This window comes from Tessaracoccus coleopterorum, from assembly GCF_011174705.1.
GTDB lineage: Bacteria > Actinomycetota > Actinomycetes > Propionibacteriales > Propionibacteriaceae > Arachnia > Arachnia coleopterorum.
The window spans coordinates 1,686,522-1,695,637 of record NZ_JAANIJ010000001.1 but is presented as its reverse complement, the minus strand read 5'-3'; the positions used below and the strand labels follow the sequence as shown (position 1 = coordinate 1,695,637).

The 9,116-nt window shown below is 68.8% G+C and carries 13 protein-coding genes and 4 pseudogenes; 4 read left to right on the top strand and 13 right to left on the bottom strand.

From position 1 onward, the window contains the following. Positions 1 to 19 precede the first annotated feature (19 nt). From G7085_RS10925 to G7085_RS25610, 5 genes and pseudogenes are all read right to left on the bottom strand, one after another. Positions 20 to 1,029, bottom strand: a pseudogene (locus G7085_RS10925) (acetate/propionate family kinase). Next, positions 939 to 3,281 carry a phosphate acetyltransferase gene (gene pta / locus G7085_RS10920; protein WP_456300396.1) on the bottom strand — a complete coding sequence of 781 codons (2,343 nt, stop codon included), beginning with the start codon at positions 3,279 to 3,281 and terminating at the stop codon, positions 939 to 941. Before pta ends, G7085_RS10925 begins: the two are co-directional and overlap by 91 nt. A gap of 111 nt (positions 3,282 to 3,392) precedes the next feature. Beyond that, positions 3,393 to 3,536, bottom strand: coding sequence for a hypothetical protein (locus G7085_RS10915; protein WP_197510971.1), 144 nt, complete (start codon positions 3,534 to 3,536; stop codon positions 3,393 to 3,395). Further along, entirely contained in the window at positions 3,512 to 3,799 is a 288-nt protein-coding gene (locus tag G7085_RS10910; protein WP_331715971.1) for an NADPH-dependent FMN reductase, read from the bottom strand. The genes G7085_RS10915 and G7085_RS10910 overlap by 25 nt, the downstream gene beginning before the upstream one ends. Beyond that, positions 3,796 to 3,978 (bottom strand): hypothetical protein, encoded by a 183-nt coding sequence (locus G7085_RS25610; protein WP_231980822.1) that lies wholly within the window; start codon positions 3,976 to 3,978, stop codon positions 3,796 to 3,798. The genes G7085_RS10910 and G7085_RS25610 overlap by 4 nt, the downstream gene beginning before the upstream one ends. Positions 3,979 to 4,112: 134 nt before the next feature. Between G7085_RS25610 and G7085_RS10905 the strand changes: the two genes are divergently transcribed. From G7085_RS10905 to G7085_RS34800, 4 genes and pseudogenes are all read left to right on the top strand, one after another. Then, entirely contained in the window at positions 4,113 to 4,598 is a 486-nt protein-coding gene (locus G7085_RS10905) for an LLM class flavin-dependent oxidoreductase (protein WP_197510969.1), read from the top strand. Between the two features lie 125 nt (positions 4,599 to 4,723). Continuing rightward, positions 4,724 to 5,152 (top strand): LLM class flavin-dependent oxidoreductase, encoded by a 429-nt coding sequence (locus G7085_RS10900; RefSeq protein WP_197510968.1) that lies wholly within the window; start codon positions 4,724 to 4,726, stop codon positions 5,150 to 5,152. Then, a complete protein-coding gene (locus tag G7085_RS10895; protein ID WP_197510967.1) occupies positions 5,149 to 5,373 on the top strand; it encodes a 4a-hydroxytetrahydrobiopterin dehydratase in 225 nt (74 codons plus the stop codon). The genes G7085_RS10900 and G7085_RS10895 overlap by 4 nt, the downstream gene beginning before the upstream one ends. After that, positions 5,370 to 5,606 (top strand): annotated as a pseudogene (locus G7085_RS34800) (4a-hydroxytetrahydrobiopterin dehydratase); the annotation flags it as partial. The gene G7085_RS10895 and the pseudogene G7085_RS34800, both read left to right, overlap by 4 nt. Before the next feature lie 189 nt (positions 5,607 to 5,795). Here G7085_RS34800 and mnhG read toward each other — a convergent pair. From mnhG to G7085_RS34790, 8 genes and pseudogenes are all read right to left on the bottom strand, one after another. After that, positions 5,796 to 6,161 (bottom strand): monovalent cation/H(+) antiporter subunit G, encoded by a 366-nt coding sequence (mnhG, locus tag G7085_RS10885; RefSeq protein WP_197510966.1) that lies wholly within the window; start codon positions 6,159 to 6,161, stop codon positions 5,796 to 5,798. A 73-nt stretch (positions 6,162 to 6,234) separates the two neighbouring features. Beyond that, positions 6,235 to 6,414 (bottom strand): annotated as a pseudogene (locus G7085_RS34795) (monovalent cation/H+ antiporter complex subunit F); the annotation flags it as partial. A 56-nt stretch (positions 6,415 to 6,470) separates the two neighbouring features. Beyond that, complete coding sequence (locus tag G7085_RS10875; protein WP_197510965.1) at positions 6,471 to 6,971, bottom strand: Na+/H+ antiporter subunit E; 501 nt, start codon at positions 6,969 to 6,971, stop codon at positions 6,471 to 6,473. Between the two features lie 99 nt (positions 6,972 to 7,070). After that, the gene (locus G7085_RS10870; protein ID WP_197510964.1) at positions 7,071 to 7,220 is read right to left on the bottom strand and encodes a hypothetical protein; all 150 of its coding nucleotides are present in this window, start codon (positions 7,218 to 7,220) and stop codon (positions 7,071 to 7,073) included. Continuing rightward, positions 7,193 to 8,114, bottom strand: a pseudogene (locus tag G7085_RS25600) (proton-conducting transporter transmembrane domain-containing protein). Before G7085_RS25600 ends, G7085_RS10870 begins: the two are co-directional and overlap by 28 nt. A 2-nt stretch (positions 8,115 to 8,116) precedes the next feature. Continuing rightward, on the bottom strand, positions 8,117 to 8,617 hold the full coding sequence (locus G7085_RS25595) for a proton-conducting transporter membrane subunit (protein ID WP_231979422.1): 501 nt from the start codon (positions 8,615 to 8,617) through the stop codon (positions 8,117 to 8,119). After that, the gene (locus tag G7085_RS30185) at positions 8,614 to 8,823 is read right to left on the bottom strand and encodes an NADH-quinone oxidoreductase subunit K (protein WP_197513067.1); all 210 of its coding nucleotides are present in this window, start codon (positions 8,821 to 8,823) and stop codon (positions 8,614 to 8,616) included. Before G7085_RS30185 ends, G7085_RS25595 begins: the two co-directional genes overlap by 4 nt. Continuing rightward, entirely contained in the window at positions 8,723 to 9,037 is a 315-nt protein-coding gene (locus G7085_RS34790) for an NADH-quinone oxidoreductase subunit K (protein WP_408647204.1), read from the bottom strand. The genes G7085_RS30185 and G7085_RS34790 overlap by 101 nt, the downstream gene beginning before the upstream one ends. Positions 9,038 to 9,116 lie beyond the last annotated feature (79 nt).

Genomic DNA, 9,116 nt, shown 5'->3' with positions numbered 1-9,116 from the left:
AGCTCCTCGTTGGTGGGGATCACAAGGATGCGCACCTTCGACTCCGGGGTCGAGATGTCGCGGGTTCCTTCGAGCGGACGAGGTTCGCGCCCTCGTCGAGCTCGAATCCGAGCGCCTTCAGGCGCTCGATGACAGGGCCGCGCACGTGGGAGGCGTTCTCGCCGACGCCCGCTGTGAACACAAGGGCGTCGACGCCGCCGAGGATGGCGATGTAGGAACCGATGTAGCCGACGAGGCGGTGCACGTACACGTCAAGCGCGAGCTTGACCTGCTCGTTGCCCGCCTCGATCTGGGTCTTGACGTCGCGCATGTCGGTGTAGCCGCAGAGGCCGCCCATGCCGGAGCGCTTGTTCAAGAGGTCGTCGACGTCGTCGGCGTTCATGCCGGCCGCGACGCTCAGGTACTTCGAGATGCCGGGATCGACATCGCCGGAGCGGGTGCCCATCACGAGGCCCTGCAACGGGGTGAGGCCCATCGACGTCTCGATGGCGACGCCGCCGTCGACCGCCGAGATCGAGGCCCGTTGCCGAGGTGGCAGACGATCGTCTTCAACTCGGAGAGAGGCCGGCCGAGGACCTCTGCGGCCTTCTTGGACACGTAGCTGTGCGAGGTGCCGTGGAAGCCGTACTTCCGGATGCCGTACTTCTCCGCGGTGGCAGCGTCGATGGCGTACGTGTAGGCCTCGGCAGGCAGCGTCGAGAAGAACGCGGTGTCGAAGACGGCAACGTGCGGCACGTCCGGCAGGACGGCCTGCGCGGCGCGGATCCCGGCGATGCCGGGCGGGTTGTGGAGAGGGGCCAGGTCGGAGAGCTCCTCCAACTTGGCGACCACTGCGTCGTCGATCAGGGTCGACTCGACGAAGGTGGAGCCGCCGTGGACGGTGCGGTGCCCGACGGCCACCACGTGCTCGAGGCTGGGGCCGTGGTCGGAGAACATCTTCACGACGGCGGCGACGGCCTCGGTGTGGTCGGCGAAGCGGACGTCCTCGTGGTACTCGGAGTCGCCGACCTCGTGGTCGATCGTCGACATGCCCTGCCCGATGCGCTGGACGATCCCCACCGCCTGCGGGCCGGGTTGTGCGGGTCAAGCAACTGGTACTTGATCGACGACGATCCACAGTTGAGGAGGAGGATCGGCTGCGACATGGGCATTCCTGTTCTTTTATCGACTTGAGCGCGCCGCGTCGGCGGAGCTCTCTCCCGCCGTACGCGGGAGTGGTTCGGGCTAGACGGACTGGGCCTGGATGGCCGTGATGGTGATCGTCGAGACGATGTCGTCGACGAGCGCACCACGCGAAAGGTCGTTGACCGGTCTGCGGAGGCCCTGCAGGACCGGACCGATCGCGACGGCGCCGGAGGTGCGCTGGACGGCCTTGTAGGTGTTGTTGCCGGTGTTGAGGTCGGGAAGATGAACACCGTCGCGCGGCCTGCCACCTCGGAGTCGGGCATCTTCTTCTGCGCCACCACCATGTCGACGGCGGCGTCGAACTGGATCGGTCCCTCGACCTTCAGCTCGGGCGCCCGCTCACGCACGATGCGCGTCGCCTCGCGGACCTTGTCGACGTCGGCGCCGGAGCCGGAGTCGCCCGTCGAGTACGACAGCATCGCGATGCGGGGCTCGATGCCGAAGTCGACGGCGGTCCTGGCAGACGAGATCGCCACGTCGGCCAGCTGCGACGGATCGGGATCGGGGTTGACTGCGCAGTCGGCGTAGACGAGCACACGGTTGCTCATGCACATCAGGAACGACCCGGACACCACGCTGACGCCGGGCATCGTCTTGATGAACTCGAGCGACGGGCGGATGGTGTTGGCCGTGGTGTTGATGGCGCCGGAGACCATGCCGTCGGCCAACCCCTGGTGCACCATCATGGTGCCGAAGTAGGACAGGTCCCGCAGCTTGTCGCGGGCCTGGTCGAGCGTGACGTGCTTGTGGGCCCGCAGCCGTGCGTACTCGGCCGCGAACGTCTCGAGCAGTTCCGGGTCGTGGGGGTTGACGATGGTGGCCTCGCTGAGGTTGAGGCCGAGCTCGGTGGCCCGCTGGCTGATCCGGGCGCTGTCGCCCAGCAGGATCAGGTCGGCGACGGAGCGTTGCAGCACCACCGCCGCCGCCTCGAGGATGCGGTCGTCGGTGGCCTCCGGCAGCACGATCCGCTGCCGGTTCGCGCGCGCCTGCTGCATGATCTGGTACTCGAACATGGTGGGCGTGCGGATCTCGGTGCGCGGGAAGTCGATCGCCTTCAGCAGGGCGGTCTCGTCGACGTGCTGCGAGAAGAGGGTGCGCGACTCGGCCATCTTGCGGGCCGAGCTGGTCGAGGTACCGCGGATCGCCTGGAGGGCGACGGCGGTCGGGAAGGTGTCGCGCTGGGTGACGGCGATCGGCAGGTCGATCGCGGAGTCGGCGAACAGCTTCGACACGGACGCCGGGATCTCGAACCCGCCGGTGAGGACGAGCGCGGCGAGCGGGCCGTAGTCGGTGGAACGGTGGGCCATCAGGAGGCCGGGCAGCAGGTCGAGGCGGTCCGCGGGGACGATGACGGTCGCCTCGCGCTTCAGCCTCGTGAGGAGGTTCGGCAGCGTCATGCCCGCGACGAGCGTGTGGAGCGACTCGTGGCGGCGGAAGTCGTCCTGGCCGAGCCACTGGACCGCGTCGACGGCGTCGAACTGGTCGCCGACGGAGGGGGCGCGCAGCACCGCGTTGAAGGGGAGCACCGAGACGGCGACCTCGCCCAGCGACCCGAGCGCACCGCGCAGTTCCTCGACGGAGGAGGGCTCTGCGTGCATCGCGATGACGCCGATCACCGTGTTGTGCTGCTGGTTGAGCGCCTCGATGGCGGCCTCGGTGGCGCGACGGACCTGCTCGACGGAGCGGTCCTCGGCGCGGCACACGAACAGCACCGGCGAGTTGAGGTTGGCGGCGATGGTGGCGTTGTGGGCCAACTCGGACGAGGTGTCGATGTCCTCATAGTCCGACCCGAGGATCACGACGGCATCGCGGGTCTCGGCGATGGCGCTGTACTTCGCGACGATCGTGTCGATCGCGGCGTCCGGATCGTCGGCGTACTCGGCGTAGGAGACTCCGATCGCCGACTCGAACGACTGGGTCACGCCCTTCTGGGAGAGCATCGCCTCGGTGACGGCGTCATGCTCCGAGGAGGCGACGAGCGGGCGGAACACCCCGACCGAGCGCACCTGGCGCGCGAACAGGTCGATCACGCCCAGCGCGATGGAGGACTTGCTGACTTGCCGCTCCGACGAGGCAATAAACACACTCTTGGTCACGGGGGTCACCTTACCTTGCTTCCCGCGGGAACCGGCCCCGCATCGGCCTCGGGGCCACCTCTTCGCACATGCCGACGCGCCCCAGGCGATGCCGGGGCGCGTCGGGGAGGCTCAGGCGGCCAGTTTCACGGCGATCGGGACGAGCGAGTCGATCATCGAAACGAGCTCGCCCGCCTTGCGTTCGGCCGGGTTCGCGCCGTCGCCGTCGAAGTCGGTGAACAGGTCGAGCGTCACCTGCGCGCGGATGTCGAACATGTTGAAGTTGGCGACCACCTGGCGCCACTGCTCGACGGCGCGGACCCCCGCTCGGCGCCGTAGGACACGAAGGCGACGGGCTTGGTGTTGAGTTCCGGGCCGAGGTGGTCGAAGGCGTTCTTCACGCCGCCGGGGATGCCGTGGTTGTACTCGGGGGTCACCACGATGTAGCCGTCGAAGGCGTCCATGGCGTCGGCGAACGCCTGCACCCGGGCATCGGGGTAGACGCCGCCGCGGGCGGCGGGGATAACGGAGTCGGTCAGGAGCGGGACGTCGAAGCTCGCGAGGTCGACGATGTCGAAGGTCGCGTCCCCCGGGTGGCCGCGTTGTCCCTGACCCAGTGGGCGACGGAGGTGCCGTTGCGTTCCTCGCGGATGGATCCGAGCACGATGCCGATCTTCATATCTGGTTCCTTCGGGGAAGAGGTTGCGTTCCCGACCATGATAGTTGAGAACTAAACTATCCTCCAAAGTCGGGGCGCCCGGGTAGCGTGGTGGCCATGCGACTCTCAGTGCTCGACCTGATCAGCGTCCGGACCGGCCAGAGCGCGGGCAGTCCCTGCGGGCGAGCAGGGCGATGGTGCGGGCCGCGGATCGGCTCGGCTACACGCGATACTGGGTGGCCGAGCACCACAACACCGAGTCGGTGGCGTCGACGTCGCCCGCGGTCGAGCTGATGTACCTGGGCGAGGGCACCTCACAGATCCGCCTCGGGTCGGGAGGCGTGATGTTGCCCAACCACTCACCGCTCGCGGTGGCCGAACAGTTCGCGCTGCTCACCGCCGTCTACGGCGACCGGATCGACCTCGGCATCGGCCGTGCGCCGGGCACCGACCCGATCACCTCTGCCGCCATCCGGGGCACCTCCACGGCGGCACCTACGTGGGCCCGACGGAAGGCCCGCCGACCCCGTCGCGGAGTTCCCCTCCAACGTCAGGGACATCCTGACGCTGTTCTCGCCCGGCGGTGCCGAGATCAGGCTCCGGCACGGGCAGACCTACGCGATGCACCCCGCCCCCGACCTGGCGGCCGTGCCGCAGGTCTGGCTGCTCGGCTCCAGTGACTTCTCGGCGGAGTTGGCGGCCGACCTCGGCCTGCCGTATGTGTTCGCCCACCACTTCTCCGGCCGGGCACCGAGCGGGCCCTCGCGCTGTACCGCGAGGGGTTCAGGCCGGCCGGGGCGGTGCGGTGCCGCGCACCTTCGTCACGGTCAACGTGTCGGTCGCAGACACCGCTGAAGAGGCCTGGAAGCTGGCAGAGCCGCACATGCATGCCATGGCGAGCCTGCGCGCAGGCGGCAGGCTGGAGCGCGGAAGGCTCGTCGGCGACGACGTCTCCAGCGTGTTCTCCGCCGAGCTCCGCGAGGTCATCGCGCCCGCGGTGCACACCTGGGCGATCGGCGACGTGCGGCAGGTCGCCGACCAACTCCGGACCACCGCCGATGAGTTCGGGGTCGACGAGATCATGGTCCATCCGGTGCAGGGCGCCCACCCGGGTGAGCCGGCGGACGCCTGGCCGGCGAAGCTCCGGGGCTCGAGCTGCTGGCCGGGGCGCTGCTCGACTGATCCGCCGGAAACCGTGACAACCGGCCGGGGGCGTTGCAGGGTGGATCCATGACACGCCTCACGAACCCCCAGATCCTCGAGGCCGGTCTCCGTGACTGGCGCACGCTGCTCAACGCCATCCATGCCAGGTATGTGACGGGCGACTTCGAGACCGGCGCCGAGTTCGTCGCCGCCATCGCCGTGGTGGCCGACGAGGCCGACCACCACCCCGACGTGACGCTCACCTACCCCGACGTGCGGATCGTGCTCACGTCCCACGACTCGGGGGCGTGACCGAGCGCGATGTCGACCTCGCGCGCGAGATCACCCGGCTCGCTGAGGCCCGCGGCCTGGTGGCCGACCCCGGATCGACCCAGGTCGTCGAGGTGGCCCTCGACACGACGGACGTGGCCGGGATCGCCGACTTCTGGTCGGTCGTGCTCACGGGCGGGCCGGGCAACGTGCGCGACGACGCGGTGGTCGATCCGCGCGGCATCGCGCCCCTGTTCTGGTTCCAGCACTCCGAGCCGCACGAGCCACCCCGTCAGCGGTTCCACCTCGACGTCACGCTGCCGCCCGAGGAGATCGAGCCGCGCACGAGGGCGCGCTGGCCGCCGGGGCAGGATCGCCCGGGAGACGGGCACGTTCCGCGTGCTGGAGGACAGGCAGGGCAACCGCGCGTGCCTGTGCTGGTCGGCGGGTCGCAGCGACGGGCACTAGTGCCCGTCGCGCGAGTAGCCCATCTCCTCGAGGTCGTCTGCGAGGTGGTTGACGTTGAGGTGCGCCTCATCGACAAAGCCGGAGCGACTCGCGCTGCGGGCCACCATGCTCGCCGACACGGGCGAGGTCATCAGCTGCAGCGCGACGATGAGCAGGCCGAGCCCGACGGCCCACCAGGCGCGGATGCTGAACGTGATCCCCACGGTGATGCAGATCAGGCCGAGCACCTGGGGCTTCGTGATGGCGTGCATCTTGCTGAGCACATCGGGGAACCGCACCAGCGACACCGCCGCGCCGAAGCAGAGCCCGGCGCCCACCAGCACGAACAGGGCACCGATGAGGTCGAAGATCTGGTCGGTCATGCGTCGTCATCCTGTCGTCTCGTGGGGAGAACCTCCGGCGCGACGCCATCCGGTCGCCGACCATCCGCGCAATCGAGACGGCACTGGTGAAGCCGAGCATCGACAGCAGCACGAGGATCAGCAGCTCGGTCGTCAGGTCTGACCACACGGTCCACAGCCCCAACCCGGCCACGACCGTGGCCACTATGAGGTCGGCGGCCACCGACCGGTCCAGCTGGGTCGGGCCCACCGCGATGCGGTTGACGCCGATCATGGCCGCGGTGAACAGCAGGATCGCGGCGATGGAGAGCACCACCTGGATGGCGATCGTCATGACTCATCCACCTCCAGTTCGGGAAGCTCCTCGGCGCCGACCTCTCCGCGCGCCCTCGCCGCCCTGTAATCGGCGATCTCCTGCGCCGACCCGAACGCGTTGAGCACCCGGGCCTCGACGTCGTGGGTCATCTTCTGGATGCGGCCCACCGGATCCGGTCCCACCAGGTCGAGGGCGTGCAGGTAGAGGCGCCGTGGGTGCCGGACGACCTCAACGACGACGGTGCCGGGCACGAGCGAGATCAGCTCGGCGACCTGCACCTGGTAGAGGTCGTCGTTGCTGTCCAGGTCGACGCGGACGATGCCCGCGTTGAGGTTGATCCTGCATTGGAAGGCGAGCTGGATCATCCGGAACGAGGACAGCACGAGGTCGTGCAGCAGATGCCAGACCAGCTTGAAGAACCCGATCGGATGGAAGCGTCCCTCCCAGTGGATGGGCGGGAGTGGGAACACCACCGACACGAGCCAGCCCAGCAGGGCGCCCGACGCGATCGTCATGGGGAGATGCTTCCCCAGAGGATCACCCAGACCACGGTCATGCCGAGCACGGAGATCGGGCGGAACCCGATCCGCTGCGCCGCGCGGGGTACGTCTTTGTCATCGGAGCCCCTCCGGTAGGACGACCGCGACCAGTGAACCGTCGCGCAGCGCCTCTGCGGCCGCGGTCGCGTACTCGTACAGCGGACCCGCGAACACCGTCAGTGCCAGCCCGAACAGGATCAGACCGATGGTGGCCCCGACCTGCACCGGGGCATCACCCGGGGATCGTCGTCGACGACCTCATCGGGATCCTGGTTGGCTGCGATGGCCGCCTGCCTGCGCTGCTCGGAAGGGGTCACACCCCAGAACGCCCTGTTCCACACCTTCACCATCGCGATCAGCGTCAACAGGCTCGTCACGACGCCCGCCGCGATCACCGCCCAGGCGAGCGGGGTGCCGACGGCGGCACCCGCCTGCAGCAGGCCGAGCTTTCCGATGAACCCCGACAGCGGCGGGATACCGCCCAGGTTCATGGCGGGAACGAAGAACAGGAACGCGAGCAGGGGGCGACCTTGAGCAGACCGCCGAGGCCCTCCAGAGAGGACGTGCCTCCCCGGCGCTCGATGAGCCCGGTGACGAGGAACAGTGTCGCCTGGATGGTGATGTGGTGCGCCGTGTAGAAGATGGTGGCCGCGAGGCCCTCGGTGGTGTTCAGTGCGATGCCGAAGATCATGTAGCCGATGTGGCTGATCAGGGTGAACGACAGCATTCGCTTGATCTCAACCTGCGCGAGTGCGCCGAAGATGCCGATCAGCATGGTGAGGCCCGCGGCCGTGAGCAGGATCGTGTCGACGGTGTGCAGCGGGAACAGGAGCGTCTCGGTGCGGATGATGGCATAGACGCCGACCTTGGTGAGCAGGCCCGCGAACACCGCGGTGACGGGGCCGGCGCCGTCGGGTAGGAGTCGGGCAGCCACGAGGACAGCGGGAACACCGCAGCCTTGATCGCGAACGTCACGAGCAGCAGCACCTCGAGCAGCAGCTGCACGGGCGACGAGAGGTCGCGCAACCGCACCGACAGGTGCGCCATGTTGACGGTGCCCGTGGCGGCGTAGATGGCGGAGATCGCGATCAGGAACAACGAGGAGCTGAGCAGCGACACGATCACGTACGTGGTGCCCGCCCGCACCCGGTCGGCCGTTCCGCCAGCGTCAGCAGCACGTAGGAGGCGAAGAGCAGGATCTCGAAGCCGACGAACAGGTTGAACAGGTCACCGGCCAGGAAGGCATTCGACACGCCCGCCACGAGCAGCAGGAACGTCGGGTGGAAGATCGACACCGGTGTCTCGCGGCGCACCTCGTCCTTGTCCTGGCCGGTGGCGAAGACGAGGACCGCCAGCGCCACCACGGATGCCACCAGCAGCATCAGGGCGCTCAACCGGTCGACGACGAGCGCGATGCCGAGCGGGGCCGGCCAGCCTCCGAGCCACAGGGCCAGCGAGCCGTGCGTGTGGGTCCAGTACATGAAGACGCTGGCCACCACGACGATGCCGGTGAGGCTCAGCACCGAGACGACGCGCTGCACGCCCGGGCGGCGCGGCAGCGCCAGCGCGACGGCCGCGCCGAAGATCGCGAGGAGGACCGGAACGGGAAGCAGGTTCGTCATTCGCTCACCGCGTCCCGGCCGCTGTCGGAGAAGGAGGTGTCCTCGTAGGAGTCGGACGCGAAGTCGGCCTCGGCCAGCTCGCGGATGCGGGCGTCCTCGACGTCGTCAGCCACCTCGTCGTGTCCGTGCAGTTGGAAGCTGCGGTACGCCAACGTCAGCACGAAGGCCGCCACCGCCATCGTGATCACGATGGCGGTCAGCACCATCGCCTGGGGAGCGGATCGGAGACGTCGCCGGCGGCGAGCCCGACGATGGGGGCCGTCCAGGCTCGCCCGCGGCGATCAGGAATAACATGTTGACGCCGTTGCTGGTGAGCAGGACGCCGAGCAGGATGCGGGTCAGCGAGCGCTCGAGCAGCAGGTAGACGCCGGCCGCGACCAGGATGCCGGCCGTGATCGCGAGGGCGAGGTTGGCGCTCATCGGCCACCCCGTATCCCGGGAGGGTCTTCGTCGAGTCGGGGATGGGCACCGGCGCTATCTCCTCCGAGGCGTGCTGGTC

Excerpts from the sequence above, each read along its gene's own strand:
- G7085_RS34790 (WP_408647204.1), bottom strand. The coding sequence starts at position 9,037 with ATGAGCGCCAACCTCGCCCTCGCGATCACGGCCGGCATCCTGGTCGCG.
- G7085_RS25595 (WP_231979422.1), bottom strand. The coding sequence starts at position 8,617 with ATGACGAACCTGCTTCCCGTTCCGGTCCTCCTCGCGATCTTCGGCGCG.
- G7085_RS30185 (WP_197513067.1), bottom strand. The coding sequence starts at position 8,823 with ATGGTGCTGACCGCCATCGTGATCACGATGGCGGTGGCGGCCTTCGTG.
- G7085_RS10895 (WP_197510967.1), top strand. The coding sequence starts at position 5,149 with ATGACACGCCTCACGAACCCCCAGATCCTCGAGGCCGGTCTCCGTGAC.
- G7085_RS10905 (WP_197510969.1), top strand. The coding sequence starts at position 4,113 with ATGGTGCGGGCCGCGGATCGGCTCGGCTACACGCGATACTGGGTGGCC.
- G7085_RS10875 (WP_197510965.1), bottom strand. The coding sequence starts at position 6,971 with ATGACGATCGCGTCGGGCGCCCTGCTGGGCTGGCTCGTGTCGGTGGTG.
- G7085_RS25610 (WP_231980822.1), bottom strand. The coding sequence starts at position 3,978 with ATGGTCGGGAACGCAACCTCTTCCCCGAAGGAACCAGATATGAAGATC.
- G7085_RS10915 (WP_197510971.1), bottom strand. The coding sequence starts at position 3,536 with ATGTTCGACATCCGCGCGCAGGTGACGCTCGACCTGTTCACCGACTTC.
- mnhG (WP_197510966.1), bottom strand. The coding sequence starts at position 6,161 with ATGACCGACCAGATCTTCGACCTCATCGGTGCCCTGTTCGTGCTGGTG.